The sequence below is a fragment of the Nocardia sp. NPDC003979 genome (assembly GCF_053605015.1).
Window position 1 is genome coordinate 36,398 of record NZ_JBSGIJ010000009.1, and the last position, 21,118, is coordinate 57,515.

General features: G+C 68.2%; 22 protein-coding genes. 9 read left to right on the top strand and 13 right to left on the bottom strand.

All coding sequences use genetic code 11. The features are described 5' to 3' along the window. Positions 1-17: 17 nt before the first annotated feature. Positions 18-1,496: a sugar porter family MFS transporter gene (locus tag ACWEVR_RS19760; protein WP_067494021.1), complete on the bottom strand. Its 1,479-nt coding sequence runs from the start codon at positions 1,494-1,496 to the stop codon at positions 18-20. A 248-nt stretch (positions 1,497-1,744) separates the two neighbouring features. Here ACWEVR_RS19760 and ACWEVR_RS19765 point away from each other — a divergent pair, with 248 nt between their 5' ends. After that, a complete protein-coding gene (locus ACWEVR_RS19765; protein WP_067494023.1) occupies positions 1,745-2,065 on the top strand; it encodes a hypothetical protein in 321 nt (106 codons plus the stop codon). A gap of 35 nt (positions 2,066-2,100) precedes the next feature. Here ACWEVR_RS19765 and ACWEVR_RS19770 read toward each other — a convergent pair whose 3' ends face one another. Further along, the gene (locus tag ACWEVR_RS19770) at positions 2,101-2,469 is read right to left on the bottom strand and encodes a DUF5313 family protein (protein WP_452468117.1); all 369 of its coding nucleotides are present in this window, start codon (positions 2,467-2,469) and stop codon (positions 2,101-2,103) included. After that, the gene (locus ACWEVR_RS19775) at positions 2,466-2,927 is read right to left on the bottom strand and encodes a MarR family winged helix-turn-helix transcriptional regulator (protein WP_452468118.1); all 462 of its coding nucleotides are present in this window, start codon (positions 2,925-2,927) and stop codon (positions 2,466-2,468) included. Before ACWEVR_RS19775 ends, ACWEVR_RS19770 begins: the two co-directional genes overlap by 4 nt. A gap of 111 nt (positions 2,928-3,038) precedes the next feature. Between ACWEVR_RS19775 and ACWEVR_RS19780 the strand changes: the two genes are divergently transcribed. Then, complete coding sequence (locus ACWEVR_RS19780) at positions 3,039-4,148, top strand: glutamate--cysteine ligase 2 (protein WP_452468119.1); 1,110 nt, start codon at positions 3,039-3,041, stop codon at positions 4,146-4,148. Next, a complete protein-coding gene (locus tag ACWEVR_RS19785) occupies positions 4,145-4,606 on the top strand; it encodes a VOC family protein (protein ID WP_439268670.1) in 462 nt (153 codons plus the stop codon). Before ACWEVR_RS19780 ends, ACWEVR_RS19785 begins: the two co-directional genes overlap by 4 nt. A gap of 5 nt (positions 4,607-4,611) precedes the next feature. Here the strand turns inward: ACWEVR_RS19785 and ACWEVR_RS19790 are convergent, their stop codons facing one another. Together ACWEVR_RS19790 and ACWEVR_RS19795 are read right to left on the bottom strand one after the other, a co-directional pair. Next, positions 4,612-6,651 carry a CocE/NonD family hydrolase gene (locus ACWEVR_RS19790; protein WP_452468120.1) on the bottom strand — a complete coding sequence of 680 codons (2,040 nt, stop codon included), beginning with the start codon at positions 6,649-6,651 and terminating at the stop codon, positions 4,612-4,614. Further along, positions 6,652-7,935, bottom strand: a complete 1,284-nt coding sequence (locus ACWEVR_RS19795) for an ATP-grasp domain-containing protein (protein WP_452468121.1) — start codon at positions 7,933-7,935, stop codon at positions 6,652-6,654. A gap of 129 nt (positions 7,936-8,064) precedes the next feature. Between ACWEVR_RS19795 and ACWEVR_RS19800 the strand changes: the two genes are divergently transcribed. The 3 genes from ACWEVR_RS19800 (at position 8,065) to ACWEVR_RS19810 (ending at position 11,159) form a co-directional block, all read left to right on the top strand. Next, positions 8,065-9,126 carry a hypothetical protein gene (locus ACWEVR_RS19800; RefSeq protein ID WP_452468122.1) on the top strand — a complete coding sequence of 354 codons (1,062 nt, stop codon included), beginning with the start codon at positions 8,065-8,067 and terminating at the stop codon, positions 9,124-9,126. Between the two features lie 125 nt (positions 9,127-9,251). Beyond that, positions 9,252-10,337 (top strand): PQQ-dependent sugar dehydrogenase, encoded by a 1,086-nt coding sequence (locus ACWEVR_RS19805; RefSeq protein ID WP_452468123.1) that lies wholly within the window; start codon positions 9,252-9,254, stop codon positions 10,335-10,337. 126 nt (positions 10,338-10,463) lie between these two features. Next, positions 10,464-11,159 carry a type 1 glutamine amidotransferase domain-containing protein gene (locus ACWEVR_RS19810; protein ID WP_452468124.1) on the top strand — a complete coding sequence of 232 codons (696 nt, stop codon included), beginning with the start codon at positions 10,464-10,466 and terminating at the stop codon, positions 11,157-11,159. A gap of 18 nt (positions 11,160-11,177) precedes the next feature. Here the strand turns inward: ACWEVR_RS19810 and ACWEVR_RS19815 are convergent, their stop codons facing one another. Both ACWEVR_RS19815 and ACWEVR_RS19820 read right to left on the bottom strand, forming a co-directional pair. Then, the gene (locus tag ACWEVR_RS19815) at positions 11,178-11,618 is read right to left on the bottom strand and encodes a winged helix-turn-helix transcriptional regulator (RefSeq protein WP_452468125.1); all 441 of its coding nucleotides are present in this window, start codon (positions 11,616-11,618) and stop codon (positions 11,178-11,180) included. Between the two features lie 94 nt (positions 11,619-11,712). Continuing rightward, the gene (locus ACWEVR_RS19820) at positions 11,713-12,435 is read right to left on the bottom strand and encodes an alpha/beta fold hydrolase (protein WP_452468126.1); all 723 of its coding nucleotides are present in this window, start codon (positions 12,433-12,435) and stop codon (positions 11,713-11,715) included. A gap of 94 nt (positions 12,436-12,529) precedes the next feature. Here ACWEVR_RS19820 and ACWEVR_RS19825 point away from each other — a divergent pair, with 94 nt between their 5' ends. Continuing rightward, a complete protein-coding gene (locus ACWEVR_RS19825) occupies positions 12,530-13,099 on the top strand; it encodes a TetR/AcrR family transcriptional regulator (RefSeq protein ID WP_452468127.1) in 570 nt (189 codons plus the stop codon). A 9-nt stretch (positions 13,100-13,108) separates the two neighbouring features. Here the strand turns inward: ACWEVR_RS19825 and ACWEVR_RS19830 are convergent, their stop codons facing one another. Beyond that, positions 13,109-13,408, bottom strand: a complete 300-nt coding sequence (locus ACWEVR_RS19830) for a DUF1905 domain-containing protein (protein WP_452468128.1) — start codon at positions 13,406-13,408, stop codon at positions 13,109-13,111. A 163-nt stretch (positions 13,409-13,571) separates the two neighbouring features. Between ACWEVR_RS19830 and ACWEVR_RS19835 the strand changes: the two genes are divergently transcribed. Further along, a complete protein-coding gene (locus tag ACWEVR_RS19835; protein WP_452468129.1) occupies positions 13,572-14,120 on the top strand; it encodes a hypothetical protein in 549 nt (182 codons plus the stop codon). A 45-nt stretch (positions 14,121-14,165) separates the two neighbouring features. On the opposite strand, the gene ACWEVR_RS19840 is transcribed toward ACWEVR_RS19835, so the two are convergent. Beyond that, positions 14,166-15,656, bottom strand: coding sequence for an aminotransferase class V-fold PLP-dependent enzyme (locus tag ACWEVR_RS19840; protein ID WP_452468130.1), 1,491 nt, complete (start codon positions 15,654-15,656; stop codon positions 14,166-14,168). 328 nt (positions 15,657-15,984) lie between these two features. Here ACWEVR_RS19840 and ACWEVR_RS19845 point away from each other — a divergent pair, with 328 nt between their 5' ends. Continuing rightward, entirely contained in the window at positions 15,985-16,275 is a 291-nt protein-coding gene (locus tag ACWEVR_RS19845) for a hypothetical protein (protein WP_452468131.1), read from the top strand. Between the two features lie 56 nt (positions 16,276-16,331). On the opposite strand, the gene ACWEVR_RS19850 is transcribed toward ACWEVR_RS19845, so the two are convergent. The 4 genes from ACWEVR_RS19850 to ACWEVR_RS19865 form a co-directional block, all read right to left on the bottom strand. After that, positions 16,332-18,137 carry an AMP-dependent synthetase/ligase gene (locus tag ACWEVR_RS19850; protein ID WP_452468132.1) on the bottom strand — a complete coding sequence of 602 codons (1,806 nt, stop codon included), beginning with the start codon at positions 18,135-18,137 and terminating at the stop codon, positions 16,332-16,334. Further along, a complete protein-coding gene (locus ACWEVR_RS19855) occupies positions 18,130-18,585 on the bottom strand; it encodes a MarR family winged helix-turn-helix transcriptional regulator (protein ID WP_452468133.1) in 456 nt (151 codons plus the stop codon). The genes ACWEVR_RS19850 and ACWEVR_RS19855 overlap by 8 nt, the downstream gene beginning before the upstream one ends. Before the next feature lie 81 nt (positions 18,586-18,666). Continuing rightward, positions 18,667-19,686: a DNA topoisomerase IB gene (locus tag ACWEVR_RS19860; protein WP_452468134.1), complete on the bottom strand. Its 1,020-nt coding sequence runs from the start codon at positions 19,684-19,686 to the stop codon at positions 18,667-18,669. Between the two features lie 30 nt (positions 19,687-19,716). After that, positions 19,717-21,078 (bottom strand): cytochrome P450, encoded by a 1,362-nt coding sequence (locus tag ACWEVR_RS19865; protein ID WP_452468135.1) that lies wholly within the window; start codon positions 21,076-21,078, stop codon positions 19,717-19,719. Between the last annotated feature and the right edge of the window lie 40 nt (positions 21,079-21,118).

Consider the following 21,118-nt stretch of genomic DNA (forward strand, 5'->3'; position numbering starts at 1 on the left):
GGTATCGAAGGTGCGGATCAGGCGGTCGCGGTCGGATGCTGGTAGCCGGTGGCCTCGTCCATGTCCTCGAGCGATTTGCCCTTGGTCTCGGGCACGAACCTGGCGACGAACAACAGCGACAGCAGCGCGAACACCGCGTACATGCCGTAGGCGAAACCCAGTGAGAACGTCTTCAGGCTGGGGAAGCTGACCGTGATCGCCCAGTTGGCCGCCCACTGACCGGCGGCGGCGAGCGAGAGAGCCGCTCCGCGAATGCGATTGGGGAACATCTCGCCGAGCAGCACCCAGACCACCGGACCCCAGCTCATCCCGAAGAACACCACGAACAGATTGGCCGCGACGAGCGCGAGGACACCGGGGACACCGGTCAGGTGCGGTTCGAGTACCCCCTCGGCATTGGGCACCTGCGGCGCGGTCCCGAAGCACACCGCCATGGTGGCCAGGGTGATGGTCATGCCGATGGAACCGGTGAGCAGCAGCGGTCTGCGCCCGACCTTGTCGACCAGCATGATCGCCACGATGGTTGTGGCGATATTGACCACCGAGGTGAACACACTGATCTGGAACGAGCTGGACTCCTCGAAACCCACTGCCTCCCACAGCACGTTCGAGTAGTAGAAGATCACGTTGATGCCGACCGCCTGCTGGAACACCGAGAGCATCAGGCCGATCCAGACGATCGGGTAGATCTTGCCCGCGGGATTCTTCAGATCGCGCCACGACGGTTTGGTCTCACCCTCGAGGCTGTGCTCGATGCGGCCGATGGTGACCTCGAGATTGCGCTGGCCGAACAGCGTCGACAGCACGCTGCGTGCTTCGGGAATCCGATGGGTCGCCACGAGGAAGCGCGGGGATTCGGGGATCGTCGAGGCGAGCAGGCCGTAGACCACGGCCGGAACCGCCATCGACAGGAACATCCACCGCCAGGCTTCGAGCCCGAACCACAGCTGCTCGCCCGCGCCGCCCGCCAGATGCGCCAGGACGTAGTCGACCAGCAGTGACAAGAAGATACCGAGCACGATCGCGAGCTGTTGCAGCGAACCGAGCCGGCCGCGAATGTTGGCGGGGGAGGTCTCGGCGATATAGGCGGGCGCTATCACCGAGGCCACGCCGACGCCGAGCCCGCCGATGACACGGCCGAGCACCAGCACCCACAGGTCGGGGGCGAAAGCCGTGCCGATCGCACTGATCAGGAACAGCAGGGCGGCGATCTTCATGACCTTGATGCGGCCGATGCGGTCGGCGATGCGGCCCGCTGTCATGGCACCGGCCGCGGCGCCGAGCAGTGCCGAGGCGACGGCGAAGCCGAGCGCGGCGTCGGCGACGTCGAATTCGTCCTGAATCGCGGCGACGGCGCCGTTGATCACGGCGCTGTCGTAGCCGAAGAGCAAACCGCCGAGCGCCGCTACCGACGCGATGCGGACGACCTGCCCATTACTCGCGGAGTCGCCGTCCGGTAGGTCCGGCCGGTCGGTTGTCGCGCCACCCTCATGCATCGGTCCGATCCTCTCCGCGGCGAGACGAGTGCCTCGCGGGCCGACCGTGAACGCAGGTCACGGCCAAGCCATCCGAATGGAACTGTGTACAGGCGGAACTCTCCGCCGATTGTCGCACTCCCACCGGCGCACCGGCCGTCACGCGCGCCGCGCCCGGGCGAGCCGTCGTCGTATTCGATCGGCCGAATTCGGGTAAAGCGGGCAACGAGGCCCGGATTGCCGGGCCCTTTGCGAAGGAAAGGCGAACGATGACGCTACGGAGGAAGGCCTGCGCCACGGCGCTCGCCGTGGCCGCGCTCGGCACGCTGGCGGCGGGGTGTGCCGAGGCGGAGAAGGCGGTCAACAAGGGTGGGGACACCCCGTGCAGTGAATTCACCGCGCAGGACACGGAAAAGAAGCGCACCACCGTCACCAAGTTCCTCGAGCAGGAACGGGGCGAGGACGCGCAGATCGATCAGAACACCATCGACTTGTCGATCGGCGCGATCGACCTGATGTGCAGTGCCCAGGCGAACCCGGACACGCCCATCAAGGAGGCCGATCTCACGGGTGCGCTGGTTCCGAAGTAGCCGGATGCGGCACAGCGGCGGGGCCGCAGTGTGATTCAGGGACGATGGCGCTGCTCGTAGGCGGCTCGGTCGGCATCGGCGCGACGACGTTGCGCCGCGAAGGCGAGTTCGGGATCGAACCCGTGGCTGACCAGCCGGTGCCTGCGGTAGACGTACACCAGTGCGACGGTGAAGTAGATCAGCGGCAGATACAGCAGCGCCATCATCGACAACCCGATCCACAGCGGCCCCGGCGTCAACAGGAACAGGCACAGCAGCGGCAGCACCGGAACCAGGATGCGCAGCAGATAGCGTCGCGTCGCGCCGGGGCCGGTGAGGTCGGCCAGCACCCACTCCGACATCGACGGCGGCAAGGTGGCACCGCCGATGTAGCGCAGACGCTGCCAGAGGTTCGGGGTGGTCATCGGTTCTGCCTCGATTCCTCGGCGCGGCGTGCGGCCGTGTTCACCCGGCCCAGCACATCGCGCAGTTCTTCCAGTTCGGCCAGGCTCACGCCGAGTCGTTCCACCACCGCGGGCGGAATGCGTTCGGCCTCGGTACGCAGTGCGCGTCCTGCCGCGGTGAGGTCGATCAGCAGGGTTCGCTCGTTGTTCGGGTCGCGGCGGCGGGTGATGAGCCCGGCGGACTCGAGCCGTTTGAGCAGCGGTGACAGCGTGGCCGAATCGAGCTGGACGGCATCGGCGACGGCCTTGACCGACATCGGCGTCTGGCCCCACAGCGCGAGCATCACCAGGTACTGCGGGTGGGTCAGGCCCATCGGCTCGAGCAGCGGGCGGTAGACGGCAAGGACCGAGCGGTTGGCCACGGCGAGGGCGAAACACACCTGCCGATCCAGCCGCAGCGGGTCGTCGATCTCGGTCACGCAGCCAGGTTAGTCCATGAACAGTTAGTGCACAAAGTATCTGTTGTTTGGCTCACTCACCTGCGGGTATCGTCCCAGCACGCTCGTTCACGCCGGTGGAGGAGGATCGCCGTGGGTAGGCCAGCACAGGTACCGACTGTCGGAGTCGAAGAGGAGTTCCTGCTCACCGACCCCGTCAGCGGCGCGCCCGCACCGAAGAACACCGAGGTCGCCGCCACCGCCGAGAAGGCAGGCATCGATCTGCAGCTCGAGCTGACCAGCTGTCAGGTGGAGACCAGTACCGGCGTACACACCGACATCGGTGAACTGCTCACCGAACTGCGCACCTCGCGCCGGCGGGTCGCCGAATGCGCCGCACAGCACGACGCCTCCCTGCTCGCGGTCGCCGTGCCGCCGACTGTCCCCGAGGGGTACCCGGTCACCGATACGCCGCGCTACCAGCGCATCGCCCACACCTTCGGCATGATCGCCCACGAGCAGGGGCTGTGCGGATGCCATGTGCACGTCGGGGTGCCCGACCGGGCGACGGCGGTGCAGGTGAGCAACCACGTGCGTCCGTGGTTGCCGGTGCTGCTCTCGCTCACCGCGAATTCGGCGATCTATCGTGGCCGCGAGACCGGGTACGCGAGCTGGCGCAGCATTCTGTGGCGGCGCTGGCCGAGCGCGGGACCGCCACCGTATTTCTCTTCCTTGGACGAGTACGAGGCGATCGTGGCGATGATGCTCGCCAGCGGAAGCATCCTCGACAACAAGATGGTGTATTGGGACATCCGTCTGTCGGAATCCTTTCCCACCGTGGAGGTCCGGGTGAGCGACGTGCCCGCAACGGCGGAGGAATCGGCTTTGCTCGCCGCGCTGATCCGGGGGATCGTGAGCACCGGACTGGACGCGATCGCCCACGACGAACCCGCCACGGCCGTGCCGAGCGAAGTACTGCGCGCGGCGTATTGGAACGCCGCGCACTCCGGCTACTTCGGTGACGGGCTCGACCCGATCGAGGGCCGGGTGCTGCCGCATCGCGAATTGCTCGCCGAGCTCGTCGAACGGATCGGTCCCGCGTTGCGCGAGGCGGGCGACTTCGAGTTCGTGACGGGGGCGGTCGCCGCCCTGACCGAGCGAGGCAACGGCGCTTTTCGTCAGATGCGTGCTCTACGCTCTCGACACGAAATCGCCGACGTGGTCACGGAGTCGGCGAAAGCAACCCTGGAAGGATGCCCATGAGCCGCCACGTACAGATCACCTTCGACGCGCACGACCCGCGAGCGCTGTCGATCTTCTGGCGCGAAGTGCTCGGTTACGTGCACCCCGGCCCGCCCGGTGTAGAACTTCCCGAGGGCGCCGACCCGCTCGCCGCGTGGGACGAGTTCCTCACTCGTATCGGAGTGCCTGCCGAGGAACACAATTCGCGCTCGGCGATCGAGGACCCCGACGGGGAAGGCCCGCGTGTGTTCTTCCAGCGGGTGCCCGAGGACAAGGTCGCCAAGAATCGCGTCCACCTCGACGTGCGGGCCGCGCCCGGCCTCCAGGGCGAGCAGCGCATGACCGCCCTGGAAGCCGAATGCGAGCGCCTGGTCGCCCTCGGAGCCACCCGCCTGCGGCGTTTCGAGCCGGAGCCGCCCATGAGCGCCGGGTTCATCGTGATGGCCGATCCCGAGGGCAACGAGTTCTGCCTGGACTGACATGCTCAGACCAGATCGCGGGGTATCCGGCGGTGCCAGTTCTGTGAGTACACCCGGTTGCGCAGCGAGCGCGGGTCGGCGGGAGAGTCCTCCAGTTCGTAGGCGTCGAGCTGGGCGTCGATGACGAATTCGTCGGCGGTGCACCGTAATACGGTGTCGGTGACCACCTCGGTTCGCCAGTCGTCGCGTTCCAGGCGGCGCACTGTGCGGGTCTGCCCGCGCACGGAGGTGACGTCGTTGTCCTGGAAACTGAACCATTCCGTGGTGGCGCGGCGCACCGAGGTCCCGATGTCGTCGAGCACGATCGTGCCCTGGTCGTTCTCGATCTCCAGGGTCGACACCCCACTGGCCAGATCGCGCTGGACCTTCCAATGGTGTTGTCCCGGTTCGACATGCGTCGCGGGCGCGGGTGGCGCGGCCTCCGGTTCCCCGAAGGGGCGAAGGGGCGCGTCCTCGGGTCGCGGCGCACGTTGCGGAAGGGTCAGTGTGCTCGTTCCGGTATTGATCGTGAGCATCACCGGTTCCGGCGAGGGCCAGGCCAGCGGCCAGTACGACGACGACACCGAGAGCCGGATCCGGTGCCCGGGCGGGAACGAATGCGCGATCCCGTTGAGCGGCAGGTGAACCCGATAGGTGTGCCCCGGCTCGAGCGGACGTGGTTCGGCGCTGCCGTCGCGGTGGGTGAGGTTGAGCAGGCCGTAGGTGACCCGGGTCGCCTCGCCGTTGGGCGCCACGTCCGAGAGCCGGGCGGCCAGCATCGCGTTCGGGCGGTCCGCCGAGACCTCGAGGTCCAGGGTCGGCAGGCCGAGGATCTCGCAGGGCTGGTCGAGGGGCTCGGTCTCGAACACCAGTGAGCCACCGTCCTCGTCGCGCTGGTCCGACGGCAGGTCCGGAGTCGCGGCGTAGGACGCCCATTTGCCCGCGAACATGCCGACACTCAGCGGCGACTGCAGGTGCACGTGATGCGTCGGTGCCGGCTCCTCGCCGAGGGCGTAGCGGCCGAGCACGAACCGGCGCGGTTCGATGTTCGGTGAGGGCCAGCTCGGCTCGCCGACCCAGCGGCCGGGGCGGTCCTCGTAGGACGGGTGCGGGGACACGCTGTCCTGCAACCACACTCGCAGCATCGGTTCGTCCATGATGGCGGTGTCGCGGCCCTTGAGCCAGTGATCCCACCACCGCACCATCTCCTGCAGGAACCCGATGGCCGGCCCGGGTACGCCGAGATGGGGATACTTGTGTCCCCACGGGCCGATCAACCCCAGGCGCGGCACATCGAGGTGCTCGAGCAGGCGGAAGATCGCATTGGTGTACCCGTCGGCCCAGCCGCCGACGGCGAGCACCGGACACTGCACAGCGCTGTAGTCCTCGTTCACCGAGGCGCGCTTCCAATAGTCGTCGCGGCGTTGGTGTTCCAGCCACTGCTCGATCCACAGCCCGCTGCCCGCCAGGCGCTCGTGCCACATCTCGCGCCACCGGTCACCGACGATCGCCGGGTCCGGCGGGAGGCTGTTGAAGGCGAACATCACCGTCGCCTCGGACAGGTTGTCCGACAGCAGGCACCCGCCCATGTAGTGCATGTTGTCGACGTAGAGATCCTCCGTCGCCGAGGCACTGACGACGGCTTTGAGCGCCGGTGGGCGGTGCGCTGCGACCTGCAGGCTGTTGAAACCGCCCCACGAGATGCCCATCATGCCCACATTGCCGTCGCACCAGGGCTGTTCGGCCAGCCACGCGATGACGTCGCAGGCGTCGTCGTGCTCGGCGGGCAGGTACTCGTCGTGGAGCACACCGTCGGAGTCGCCGCTGCCGCGCAGATCCACCCGCACCGACACATACCCGTGGCCAGCGAGGTAGGGGTGGTTCAGCGCGTCACGGCCGCGGGTCAGGTCCCGCTTGCGGTACGGGATGTACTCGAACACCGCGGGCAGCGGTTCCTCGGTGACCGGTCGCCAGATGCGGGCCGCCAGTCGGGCGCCGTCGCGCATCGGGATGAAAACGTTCTCGGTGACCCGCACCTCGTACGGGAACGACTCGACCGTGTGCACTCAATCGACCTCCTCGAATTCGAACGGCAGTGCCTCGAGACAGTCCTGGTAGCGCTGCTCCAACTCGTCGTGGTCGGCGGCGCCGAGATAGAGGGTGGCGAGTTTGTAGCGGTAGGGGTCCTGGTTGGGCAGCTCCGAGAGCCGCTCACCCGGGGCCACATCGATGTTCACCACCGTGTCGGGGAACCTGCGGCGCAGGGCCTCGATCTGCGACTCGTCGGGCACGCGGGTGACGACACCGTCCTCGTAGCGCGGCACCATGCATTGGGCGGCGACGGCGAAATGCCCCTTGCGGTGCGGCATTTCGGGGGTGCGCCCGAGTGCTACGTCGATGGCGACGGCGTGGTTGGAGGTGCCGTCGACCTTGACGAACAGGTCGCTGTGCGACTGCGAGATGCGCGTGTTGATCTCGATCAACCACAACTTCCCGGTGTCGGCATCCCACATGAACTCGGAGTTGAAGCAGCCGTTGTCGTAACCGACGTGGCGCAGATAGCGTTCGCTGACCTCGATCATGGTGTCGCGCACCGACTCCGGCACCGTGCGCGCCGGGTAGTCCAGGTGGGCGAAGCTGTGTCCGGTGGCGTCCTTGCGCATGTCGAACACGCCGTGCACCCGGTACTCACCGGCGGCCATCGACCCCTCGGGCGCTGCCTGGGTTCCGGTGACGATCTGCTCGGCCAGGCAGGTGCGACCACCGGCCACGCGCACGTCCTCCGGCACCGTCACCCGGGCGAGGGCCTGGTCGAACGGGTCGGCGATGCGGCCGATCTCGGCGCGGATGGTCTCGGTCGCCGCCGCGAATTCCTCCGGATCGTGTACCTCGAAACCCAGTTGGGAGGAGTGGGCCTTCACCGGTTTGACCCAGAACGGGAAATCGAGATCGATGCTGTCGAGGGCTTTCGGGTCGAAGGGGTCGAACGCGCAGAAGTCCGGAACGCATTCGGGTACCGACTCGCGTTGCAGTATCCGGCTCCACAGTTTGTGCTCCGAGCGCAGCACGCTCTCGAGGCTTGGTGCGGGCAGGCCGCGTTCCGCGGCGAGGATGGGCACGATCACACTCGTGGGGAAATCCCAGTGGGCGATGATGGCGTCCACCGTGCCGTCGAAGGCGTCCAGTTCGGTGCGGGCCCGGTCGAGCAACTCGTCGAAATCGAACTCCTCGGCCTTGACCAGCGAGTCGTAGTCGAGCAGTCCGTGCAGGCGCAGGCCGCCGGGAATCTCGACTGTGCTGATCTCGGCTCGCTGCAACTCGGTCAGACCGGGGACGAAAACATTCTTCATTGGTGGCGTCTAACCGGAACGGGCGGTCCGAAACAGGGCGCGACCCGGCGATCACCGGTCGTTTCCCGGCGGCGGTTCAGGGAACGCGCGAGCAGTGGGATGTGCACGGCGAGGACAGGTGGTCGGTGGATGACGGAAGTGACGATCGGTGTACTCGCCGACCCCGACCTGGCCACGCGGCTCGCCCGCTCGCTGCGCGACGACCTGCCGGACGAACTCGCCCGGGTCGTCGGCGAACAGGTCGAGTGGCGGGTGCTCGTCAACGACGATCCGTTCGAGGCGATGTATCCCGACAGCGTCCACCTGATAGACAAGGCCCGCGAATACGTCCGGGAAACCACCTGGGACCTGGCGTTGTGCGTCACCGACCTGCCGTTGCGCGACGGGCGGTCGGTGCTGGTCGCCGATATCGACCCGGCGAATCAAGTCGCCCTGATCTCGCTACCCGCGCTGGGTGGGCTGCGGCTGCGGCAGCGGTTGCGCGAACTCGCGGTGCGAATCGTCGAAGCCCTGCGCTCGCGTCGCTCGGCCGCGCTTTCGCGACCGAATGCGCGTGGGCTGCGAGTGGTGGAGCAGGGCGGCGACATGCGATTGGTGCGGTCCGTGCGGTTCGGCTCGCTGTTCCTGCTGGCGGGGATGGTGCGCGCGAACCGGCCGTGGCAGCTGGTCGTCGGGTTGTCGTCGGCGCTGGCCGGCGCGATGGCCGGAACGGCGTTCGGGGTGCTGTACTCCTCGATCTGGTTGCTGGCCACGGCGATGGGGCCGCTGCGCTTGACGGGAATCACGGTGTCGGCGCTGGTTGCCTTGTCGGCGTGGATCATCGCCGGGCACGGGTTGTGGGAGCGACGGATCGACGGCCGCGACGATCGGTATCTGGCGTTGCGCAACGCGGGAACCGTGAGCACCGTCGCCGTCGGCACCATCGTGTTCTTCCTCGCGCTGTACACGATCACCCTGGTGGCGGTGACCGTCGTCATCCCGCCGGACTACCTGACCAGCACTCTCGGCCGCCCGAGTGGCCCCTCCGACTACCTGACGATCGCCCTGATGGCGACGGTACTCGGCACGGTGGCAGGCGCGGTCGGCTCGGGCCTCGAAGACGATCTGACCGTACGCAAAGCCACCTACGGCTACCGCGAACAGGAGCGTCGCCGGGTCGCCGAAGACCAGCGTCGAGCCCGAGACCCATAGGCGCACAGCATGATCGGGACTGTTCGGATCACGAGGCAACTGACCGGCCGTGGTCGGGAAGACCACCGGATATCCTCGATACCGGTGGTGGTGAAGGGGCGCCCACCGGGACGGAGCGCTGGCTGATGGGCGTCAGGACAGTGGCACGACGGCTGGTCGTCGCCGTTGCGGCGGTCGTCGTCGTTGCGTCGTGTGCGAACGAGCAGGCGAGTGCGCCGACCTCGCCGATCGCCTCTTCGACCGCGCCGAGCCGGTCCGAGGGCCTACCCGATCTCGGGGTGCCCGAGGTGGTCGCGCAGGGAATCGAGGTGCCGTGGGGACTGGCCTTCCTCCCCGACGGCACCGCATTGGTGGCCGAACGGGACTCCGGGCGGATTCTGCGGGTGGTACCGGGCCGCACACCTGAGCCGTTCTTCGAGGTGCCGGGTGTGGTGGCGCGCGGGGAGGGCGGCCTGCTCGGTCTCGCCGTCCGCGACGACTACGTCTACGCCTACTTCACCGCGTCCGACGACAATCGCATCGTCCGATTCCGGCCGGGGGGACCGGTGGAGGTGGTGTTCAGCGGAATCGCCAAGGCGGGCAACCACAATGGCGGGCGCATCGCCTTCGGGCCCGACGGAATGCTGTATGTGGGCACCGGGGATGCGGGGCAGCCGTCGCGGTCGCAGGATCCCGGCAGTCCGAACGGGAAGATTCTGCGGCTGACGGCCGAGGGTGCGCCCGCGCCGGGAAATCCCACGCCGGGTTCACCGGTGCTGAGCTCGGGGCACCGCAATGTGCAGGGCTTGGCCTGGGACCGGACCGGCACGCTGTACGCGGCGGAGTTCGGGCAGAACCGCCTCGACGAGATCAACCGCATCGAACCCGGCCGCGACTACGGGTGGCCCGACGTCGAAGGCGGGGGCGGCGCCGACCGGGGTTTCACCGATCCGCTGCTCACCTGGTCCACCGACGAGGCCTCACCATCGGGTATCGCCATCGCGGGCGACACCCTCTACGTCGCCGCCCTGCGCGGCGAAAGGCTGTGGACGGCAACCCTTTCCGGTGCAGCCCTGACCGCGCCCCGCGACTACCTGCGCGACACCTACGGCCGCCTGCGCACTGTCGCGGTCGCCCCCGACGGCGCCCTCTGGCTCACCACCTCCAACACCGACGGCCGCGGTGACCTCCGCGACGGCGACGATCGGATCCTGCGCTTCCCGGCCCGCTGAGCGACCCATCGATATTTCGATGTCCGATATCGGCAAGCCTATTGGTCATCGGATGCGGCCCGGCCTACCTTCGGGTGGCGGAACCGTTCGACAGGCGGTCTCCCCACTCAGCCCGAAGGAGCTTCGATGGCTAAATTTCTGTTCGTGATGACCGGCGCGGATCACTGGACCCTGGCCGACGGCACCGAGCACCCCACCGGCTACTGGGCCGAGGAATTCGTGGCACCCTACGAGGCCTTCACGGGGGCGGGCCACCAGATCGTGGTCGCGACCCCGGGTGGTGTCGTACCACCCGTCGACACGGGCAGCCTCGAGGCGGAGGTCAACGGCGGCGCCGCCGGTGCGCAGCGCGTCAGGGAGGTGATCGAGGGCGCGAAGGAGCTGCACGATCCGGTGCGACTGGAAGATGTCGACCTGGCCGAATTCGATGCCGTCTACTATCCGGGGGGCCACGGCCCAATGGAAGACCTTGCGGTGAACAAGGATTCGGGCGCACTCCTCAACGCCGCCCTCTCCTCCGGCAAGCCCCTGGCGGTCGTCTGCCACGCACCCGCCGCGCTGCTGGCCACCACCGGCGACGCGGGCGTCTCGCCGTTCGCCGGGTACCGCCTCACCGGCTTCAGCAACGCCGAGGAATCCCAGGCGGGCCTCGCTGACAAGGCGAAATGGTTGCTCGAGGACCGCCTCGTCGCGCTCGGTACCGACTACACCTCGGGCGAGCCATGGGCGCCGCACGTTGTCACCGACCGCAACCTGTTCACCGGTCAGAACCCCGCCTCGTCGGCCCCGCTGGCCGCCGCGGTCCTCAAAGCTCTCGCCTGAAGCCGTTGCGGCCGTGAACTATTCGTCCACGGCCGCTCGGGTGTCGGCGGTGATGTCCCAGCGGGCCCGCGCCGACATCACCTCGGCGCGGTGCCGCACCGACCATGCGGCGACCACGTCGAAGACCGTCAGCAAGCTGCGTCCGACCGGTGTCAGGGTGTACTCCACCTGCACCGGCACCGTCGGATAGATCCGGCGGGCCACCAGGCCGTCGCGTTCGAGTCGGCGCAGGGTCACCGTGAGCATGCGCTGGGAGATGCCGGGCACGCTCCGGTGCAGTTGCAGAAAGCGCCGTGCCCCACCGATCAGCTCCGTGATCACCAACACCGACCACTTGTCGCCGATCCGGTTCAGCACGTCGCGCACCTCGCACGCCGCGTGGCGCAGATCCGGTGCACTCCGGTCGGCGACCAGCATCGTGCCACCTCCGGTCCGATCGAATTCGTCGTGTCGAAGCATCCAGATTTCCTAACCTCGGGCTGTATCGCACCAGCTTGACGCCGCGAACAGCCCGGAACAACGACGATCTTCTCGCCGCAGCGGTAAGCCGGGCTTACCGATAGGAGGCTGCCTCGGCCGCTGTCGCGGCCTCGAGGACGAGTTCGGTGAACCGTTCCGGATGGATCAGGGGCAGATAGTGTCCGGCGCCGGCGACGACGATCAGGCGGCCGTCGCGGCACTGCCGCAGGAATCGGCGCTCCTGCACGCGGAAGTGATCGTGGCGGCCGTTGACCAAGGATATCGGCCCCGCATAGGAGCCGAGGGCGGCGAGCACGTCGAAGCCGCTCAGTTCGTCGACGACATCGGGGATGACCTCGGTCGCGATACCCGCGGCCTCGACGGCGCGGGCGACGGCCGGTGGAAGGACGCGGTCGAACACGCGTGAACTCGCCCGGTGGCCACCGTCGGGCTGCCGCGAAAGCACTCGATGCATCACAGTGAACGGAGTCATCAGAGTTCGCGTGGGCACGCACGTCGAACCCGCGACCACGAGCCCCGCCACCTTCGCCGGAGCCCTTTCCGCAGTGGCGATACCGACGTAGCCACCCAGCGAATGTCCGACGACCAGGGCGCGGCCGCCGAGGGAATCGATTGCCTCGCAGACTGTTTCGACGGATCCGGCGACGGTGAACCGTTCGCCGCGTCTGCGCCCGTGGCCGGGCAGGTCGACAGCGGTGACAGGGCGCACCCGGCCGACGCGGTCGGCGACCAGCGTCCAGGCCGCCCCGCTCATCCGAATTCCATGGACGAAAACCACCGGTAGACGATCCGGCATAGCTACCCCTCCTCAGATAATGCAACGCAACGTTGCGTTGCAAACGTACCTCTGCCCGCAGTGCAACGCAACGTTGCGTTGTATTGTTGGGCGGGTGACGACCTCGGGCCCGCGAAAAGCCGAAACCATCTACCTCTGTGCTCTGGAGTTGCTGGCCCGGGACGGCTACGACGACCTGACGATGGAGGCGGTCGCCCGGCAGTCCGGTGTCAACAAGACGACGCTCTACCGTTGGTGGCCGTCGAAAGACGCGCTGCTCGCCGCGGCGCTGACTGTTGCCGCGCCCCTGCGCATTTCGATTCCCGACACCGGCACCTTCGAAGGCGACCTCACCGCGCTCGGGCTCGGGATCGGCCGGCTGCTGACCGCCGAGGACACCTCGCCGATCGTCACAGCGGTCCTGTCCGCGTCGGCCTCGCGCCCCGAGCTCGCCGCGGTGGGGCATCGCTTCTTCAGCGATCGGCTCGAACGCGAGCAGGTGATCTTCGACCGCGCCGCCGCACGGGGTGAGATCCCGGCCGGACTCGATCCGGCGGTCGTCGTCGACCTGCTCGCGGGTTCGTTGTGGACGCATCTCGTGCTGCGCGGTGAAGGGTTCAGCGAGTCGTATGTGCGCACGGTCGTTGGCATCATCGTGCGCGGGACGAGCTCGCGTCCGGCGTGACGGGCTCGCTCAGCGGCCGGTGCGCAGCCGTACGTGTGCGGTATCGCCCTCGACCAGCTCTTCGGCCTGCAGGACCGGCTTCTTCATGGGCAGGATGTACGTGCCGCGCTTCTTGTCCGGGAACACCGATGTCGACCAGGTGGTCGCGCCGACAGAGACCGTGACCGGGACGGCGCCGAAACCGGGTCCGGTGCGGGGATGCCGGTCGGCGATATCGTCGGCGACCGGCTCGGGAACCGCGACGAAATGCCAGGTGGCGCCTGGTGCCTGCCAGACCTCGGCGGCGAATTCGTACTCCCACGGCTTCATGCGCGCAGGATAACGCCGGGCACCGACAGGTTCCGGTCGGCAACAGTGTTGTTGCGGGTTCGACTCGGTGTGGACCCGGGGAGGGTGGCTCGGTGGGAGCCGAGCGGCGGCGAAGTACTGTCTCGGGCGTTCATCAGCCCAGCAGGAACGACAGAGGAGACGAATGTTCACCCGATATCGTCTGACCGGAGCCGTTGTTCTCGCCACCGCGTCGATCGGGCTCGTCCCGTTCGCCGCACCGGGCATCGCCGCGCCACCCGGTGCGAACCAGGCGGAGCCGATCATCACCTGCACCCAGAACGGCACCGTCACCTGGGCGGGCGACGGGCTGGGGGAGAAGCCGACCCGCGTCGAATGGTCGGCCACCACCGAGTTCACCGACTGCGCGGGGTCCGCCGTCGACGAGGGTGGGCCCTACCCCGTGAGCATGGCGGAGCAGGGCACCGAGGTGGCCTCCTGCGAGGGGAAGGTGACCGTCCACGAGGGCACCGGCACCATCACCTGGTCCGACGGCACCACGAGCACCACCAGCAGCAAAGCCGCGGGCAACCAGACCAAGTCCAAAGGTGGTGGCCCGGCCACCTTCCCGATCACCATCGACTCCGGCACGCTCGCCGGGCACACCGCGACCGACGACAACACGGTGACCACCGAACAAACCTGTCCCGGGGTCACCGAAGCGACGCTGACCGGCACGTTCAGCGTGCACTGACACCGCGAGCGTCGCCGGAATCCCTCCGGCGACGCTCGTCGGGTATCAGTTCGGGCCGGTGACGATATCGGCCCACTCGCTCAACAGCTGCCATGCTGTTGCCACGTGTTCGAGTCGGGTCGCGCAGCCACCGATCGCCACGCGAAGAGCGAACTGCCCGCGAACCATGGTGTGCGACAACAGGACTTGGCCTGTCGCGTTGACAGCCTCCAGCAGGGCCCGGTTGACGTCGTCGACGGCGCGCAGCCGGAAACAGATCACCGACAGCGGATGCGGCGCGAGCACGTCGAACCGGTCGTCGGCCTCGACCCATGCCGCGAACTGCTGCGCCACCGACACGCTGTAGCGAATGTGCTCGCGCAAACCGGACGCGCCGTACCAGCGGATCACCGCCCACAACTTCAGTGCCCGGAACCGGCGGCCCACCGGCAGTTGCCAATCCCGATAGTCCACCACCGTGCCGGACTCGGTCGCGCTGTTGCGCAGGTATTCCGGCAGCACCGACAGCACGTCCGTCAACGCCGAACGGTCGGCGAGGTAGCAGGCGTCGAATTCCAAGGCGGTGAGCAACCATTTGTGCGGATTGGTCGCGTAGGAATCGGCGAAGTCCGCCACGCCGTCGTTGATCCAGCGCAACTCCGGGCACATCGCGGCCACGCCCGCGTACGCCGCGTCCACGTGCAACCAGGCGCCGAATTCGCGACAGACTGGGCCGATGAGGGGAACCGGGTCGACGGCGCCCGTGGAGGTGGTGCCGACCGTCGCCATCACCAGGACCGGTATCCGGCCGGCCGCGGCGTCGTGCGCCATCGCCCTACGCAGCGCCGTCGGGTCCATCGACAGGTCCGCGCGGGTGTCGACGAAGCGGATCGCATCGGAACCGAGACCCGTTATCCGCGTGGCCTTTTCGAAGCCGCAGTTCGCTTCGTTCGAGGTGTAGACGACGTAGCGGCCACGTTCGACACCCGCACGGGCGACCTGTCCACGCGATGCCCGCTGCAAGGCGGCCAGCAGGGCGATCAGCATCGCGGTGCTCGCGCCGTCCTGCACCACACCGCCACCGCCGCCCGCGAAGGTGAAACGCTCGGGTAGCCCGATCAGGCCGGCCAGCCAGTCGAGAACGAGCTGTTCCAGTTCGGTGCACGCCGGTGCGGTCTGCCAGAGCATGCCCTGCACGCCCAGGCCGGAGATCAGCAGTTCGGCCAGCGCCGATGGACCCGACGCGCCGCTCGGGTAGTAGGCGAGGAAGCCGGGATGCTGCCAGTGTGTCGAGCCGGGCACGACGATCCGATCCATGTCGGCGAGCAGTGCCTCGAACGGTTCGCCGGTCTCGGGCGGCTCGGCAGGCAGTTGTGCGCGGACCTCACCGGGAACGACGCTCGACCGCACCGGCAGCGACTCCACCCGCTCCCAGTAGTCGGCCACCCAGTCCACCACGGCCCGGCCGTGCGCCCGGAATTGGGCAGCCGTCATATGCGGGGGAACGGGTGCGAGAGCATGCGGATGTGCTGGAGCAACGCGCGGGGTGGTCGCCACCGATCAGAGGGTAGAGGTCCGCCGCGCCGATCCACCGCGCTGCGAGGCGTGTCGGCACAGCCGACGCGGCGCTGAAACGGGTTCTCGTCCGGAAACACAGGGATCCGCTCCCGCTCAACGGGTGAGTTGAGACACGAAAGTGGTTGTCGGGCAACAGGATTGCTACACTCCTGCCTGGTGGAGCGAGCGGCGGGAACCGCAGACCTCGACGCTCTCTCCACCTCCGATTGTGCTCCTCGGTCAGCACATTTTCGAGTCGCTCCCGCCCCGTGCGCGGGTCGGTGGAACGCCGGTGTTTCGGTGGTTGCCGACTGGGCAAGCGCACACCATGGCAACTGACGAGCAAAATGGCACCACACCGTCACCTGCGAGCGCGGCCGAGGACTTGGTCACCGTCGACATAGTGCGAGAACTGCTCGGGGCCGACGACGCGCAAGCCTGTCTGGTTCTCGAAGGTGGACGGGTGCGGGTCGCCCCGGGATCAGAGGACCAGCAGAGCGGCATGGTCGTCGCCAGCCGGGCGGAGGTTCAGCGGCGGCTCGGCGCGAACCCGGACCCGACCGCACTGACCGAACAGGCTGCCCTGCTCGACAGCGAAGTCCGCCTACTGGGCGCCTGAACGCTGTCCGAGGCTGGTCGTCGCCCACGCGGCGCCGATGCCCTGCGGATCGGCGCTCAGGCCCGGTACATACCGTCGATCTCATCGGCGAATCGCTCGGCGACCACGTGCCGCTTCACCTTGAGCGTGGCGGTGAGCTCGCCCGACTCCTCGGTCAGGTCGCGATCGAGGACGACGAACTTCTTGATGGATTCGGCATGGGAGACGGTGCTGTTGGCATCGTCGATCGCCTGCTGCACCTCGGCGAGCAGCGCCGGATCCGCACGGAGATCGGCGACGGTCGCCTCGGCCGGTCGATCGGCCGCTTCCTTCCATCCGGTGAACGTCTCGGGGTCGATGGTGATGAGCGCGGTGACGAACGAGCGACCGTCGCCGACCACGACGGCCTGCGAGATCAGCGCGTGGGAACGAATGCGATCCTCCATCGGGCCGGGGGAGACGTTCTTGCCGCCCGCCGTGACGAGGAGGTCCTTCTTGCGTCCGGTGATCGACAGGAACCCGTCGTCGTCGATGGCGCCGAGGTCGCCGGTGCGCAACCACCCGTCGGGCAGCGCGGCGGCGGTAGCTTCCTCGCTGCGCCAGTACCCGGCGAACACGACGCCGCCGGACACCTCGATCTCGCCGTCCTCGGCGATGCGAACAGCGTTGCCGCCCAACGGTTGTCCCACCGTACCGATCTTCACCGCACCCGGCACGTTCACACAGTGCGCGGCGGTGGATTCGGTCAGGCCGTAGCCCTCGTACACCGGAACACCGACACCTCGGAAGAAATGCCCGAGCCGAGGCGTCAACGCGCCCCCGCCGGAGATGACGAACTCGCAATCACCACCCAGCGCGGCCCGCAGCGGGGCGTACACCAGCCGGTCGCACAGCGCGTACTCGGCACGCAACAGCAGCGAGGGCGTGCGCGCGAATCCGCCGGTGTGGTCGAGGTTTTCACTCCACCGGACCGCGGTCTGCTCGGCGAACCGGAAGACGGCCGCCTTGATCCTGCCGCCGTCGCGTGCCTTCTTCTCGGCGCCGTCGCGCACCTTCTCGAACACCCGCGGCACACCGAGGATCGTGTGCGGACGGAAGCGGGTGAACTGACCGGTGATGGTCTTGAAGTCCGCCCAGTGCGCCTGCGTCATCCCGGCTTCGAACGCGGCCAGCGACACCGCCCTGGCCAACACGTGCGCGAGCGGCAGGAAAGTGAGCATCCGCTGGCCCGGGTGGGCGACCTCACCGATACTCGCGGTCAGGATGCCGCGCACCTCCGACAGGAAGTTGCGATGGGTCAGCATGCACCCTTTGGGGCGACCGGTGGTGCCGGAGGTGTACACCAGGGAGGCGAGGCCGTCGGCGCGCAGGCCCTCGAGCCGTTCCCGCAGGCAGTCGTCGGAGCGGTCGGTGCCCTCGGCGATCAGCAGCGCCTCGGCGCCGTCGTCGATGACCAGGGACCGTCGCAGCGTTGCCGGTGCGTTCGCGAGCAGATCCTTGTGCCGCGCGGTCTCCACGATGGCGAGCGCGGCACCGGAATCCTCGAGGATCCACCGCACCTGCTCGGCGGAGGACGAGTCGTAGACGGGAACGGTGACCGCACCGGCGGCCCAGATCGCGAAATCGAACAGCGTCCACTCGAAGCGCGTCGCCGACGCGAGTACCACCCGATCGCCCGCTCGAATACCGTTGGCGATCAAGCCTTTCGCCGCCGCGGACACCAGTCGCGCGAACTCGTCCGCGGTGACGTCGACCCAGCGGTCCCCGACGGGACGGGAGAACAGCACCCGCTGCGGGAACTGTTCGGCCTGGGTGTAGACCGAGCCGACGATGGTCTCGTCCTCGGCGATGGTGAACGTGGCCGGCGTGGTGAACTCACGCATGCTCGCCTCCAAGGGGCTGGTCGGGTCGCTGGAATCGCCGCAAGGCGTGCGCGAAGTCGGTGATGTCGTCGGCAGTCCAGTCGCTCATCCGCTCCTCGAGCAGCATGAGGTCGTGTTCGATCGCGGCTCGATGCGCGCGGCGGCCCGACGCGGTGAGCGTCAGCGGGTAGCCCGCCCGGGAATTTTCCTCGCCCGCCGCCACCCAGCCCGCGTCGACGCAGGTCCGCAGCTGTCGTGACACCGTCGAGCGGTGTACACCGAACGCTTCGGCCAACTCGGTGGCACGACAGCCCGGATTCCGTTCGATGTAGGACAGCGCCGATCGCTGCGCGAACGACGGTATCCCCTCCGACGCGGGCCGTGCCGCGATGGCTTCGCGGACGATCTGCGTGAGCGCGTCGTGCACCGCGACGAGCTCGGGCGACCATCCACCCGACTGGTGTTGCATGACGCAACTATATCCCCGGCCGGGGCCTAGCTGTTCACGGCCCCGGGTGTGGTGTTGCCTCGTTCGTCGGCGGAGCGGGGATCAATGCCCCCGGTGGGTGGCGCGCCGGAGCAGTCGGAGAACTGCACGTTCGATGATTGCTCGACGCTCGCTCTCGGCGGCGTGGGCGGCTCTGTCCAGCGCTCGGGAGATCGTGACGCCCTCGGCGTACGCTTCGGCGACCCTCGGGTCGACATAGGAGGCGCGGGCCACGGCGGGGGTATTGCCCAGTGCGGCAGCCACTTCGGTGATCACGGCGCGTTCGGCCCGCTTGCGCGCACGTTCGGAGGTCGGGGGTTCGGCCTGCGCGAATCCCTCGGCGGCCAGCACGGTGGCCTGCCAGGTCCGGAGGTCCTTGACGGTGCAGTCCGTTTCGGTGAGTGCTTTGAAACGGGCGTTGATGTCGTCGGCATGCAGTTCCCGGTAGCCGTTCTTGTCGCGGTAGACCAGTAGCCGGGGCGAATCCGCGCGACTACGCCGCAGGGAGGTGACAGCGCGGGCCAGATCGGCGTCGTGTATCCGGACGCGACGACGCAGACCGCCCTTGGCGACATAGTCGAACAGCATCTGCTGGCCCTCGACGCGCACCTGTTCGCGCAGCAGGGTGGCGACGCCTCGGGTGCCGTTCTCCTCGGCGTACTCCTCGCCGCCGACCCGGAACACGCCGAGGTCGATCAACCCGATGGCCACGGCCTCCACCCGGTGCCGGTGCAGGCCGGAGCGGCGCACATCGGCGGTCAGCCGGTCGCGGAGCTGGGGCAGGCAAGCAGCCAGATCGAGGACGCGGTCGAACTTCTCCTCGTCGCGCTCCCGGCGCCACTGCTCGTGGTACAGGTATTGGCGGCGGCCGGCGGCATCGACACCGATCGCCTGGATATGACCGTTGGCGTGCGGGCAGATCCACACCTTGCGCCATGCGGGCGGAATCACCAGGCCGTTGATCCGCTCGAGGAGGTCTTCGTCCGCGACGCGTTCGCCGTCGGTGGTCAGGTAGGAGAAACCACGACCCCGGGTGACTCGCCGGATCCCCGGGCCGTCGGGAGTGCTTCGCCGTAAGCGCACGAAACCTCCTGTTCGCTGCCGCCGATCGGGTCAGGACATGGACCTGTTCAGGATCGGCGAGTCGTGCCGGGATTCCACGCGGAATTCGAGGCCGAAGTTGTTCAGGGTGAACGGCAACGGTGTCGACGGATCGAGAGAGGGGGTCGAGGTCAGCTCGAACCGCGCCGCGCGCAGCATTTCCCCGAGCAGCGTACTGGTGACGAACAGCACCAGGTCCTGCCCGGGGCAGGCCGCGGGTCCGGCGCTGAACGGCACCAACTGCGGGTAGTCCTTCGCGCGGCCGTCCAACCAGATGTCGGGAACGAAATCATCGGCGAACGGAAGCGACCGCGGGTCACGGTGGAACGCGACGGCGGCGATCAGCAGCGCCGCACCGGCCTCGGTGGTGAAACGCTGCTCGTCGTCGCGCCAGGCGGTGTCCTCGGTGACGTCGCGCAGGATGAGCGGCGTCGTCGGCCACAGCCGCACCGATTCCAGGACACATGCCCGGAGGTAGGGGAGCGTCGCCGGAGTCGTGGCGTGCTGTGCCTCGGCGACTGCCGCGGCGCGCTGATCGGGATGGGTGGCCAGCAATGCCACCGCGCGACTCAGTGCCATCCCCGCCGCGTCGAAGGCGAACAGCCAATGCGGTACCTGGCCGACTGGATCCGTTGCGCCGGACGCGGATACCTCGGTGAGCGCACCTAAGAGGCTGTCCTTCTCCGCTGATTCGGCATAGCGGTAGAGGCTCTCGGAGAACTTCTCGCCCGAGCGCCTGCGTTGTGGCACGAGAAATGACCAGTTCGCGGCCGAACGCAGCTGCCACAGCCGATCGGTGATGTCGTGGTCCTCGCGCGCTGCGGAGCCGAGCACCAGCCGACGGACCAACCGCCACCAGGCGGTGGTGAACTGTGCGGCGTCCAGCGTGCCGGTCGACGAGGCCGCCGCCAGCATCCAGGCCGCTTCGTCGGCGATGACCTCGGCGAACGGGGTCGCCAGCCGGTGCAGCGGACGGCCGGTCTCGAGAGCGGCTTCGTTCACCGCCCGGCGTTCCTCGCGGATCGGGCCCTCCGAGATCAGGACCCCGTGCGGCTGGAATTGGCGCAATGCGGCGCGCTTCTCCCGATTGGCCGGATCGAACGGCGACGGTGCTTGCGCAAGCACCCTGCCCACATCGGCGGGATCGGTGACCACGACCACCCGTCGGCCGGGCAGGACCAATTCCACCGGCCCCGAGCCGAATTCGTCACGCAGCGCATGCATCCGCCGGACGGCACGACCGTCCGCTTGCGTGCGTTCCAGTAGTCCCATCATCCTGCGGCGACGGGCGATGACGCCTGCGGCGAATCCGGCGAACCCGAGGTCCGCCAGCGTCGCCGCCGCGCGGACACCTCCCAACCGATGACCCGGCATGTGACCTCCTGAGCGGCGGAATGCCGACGTCGGTGTGCCG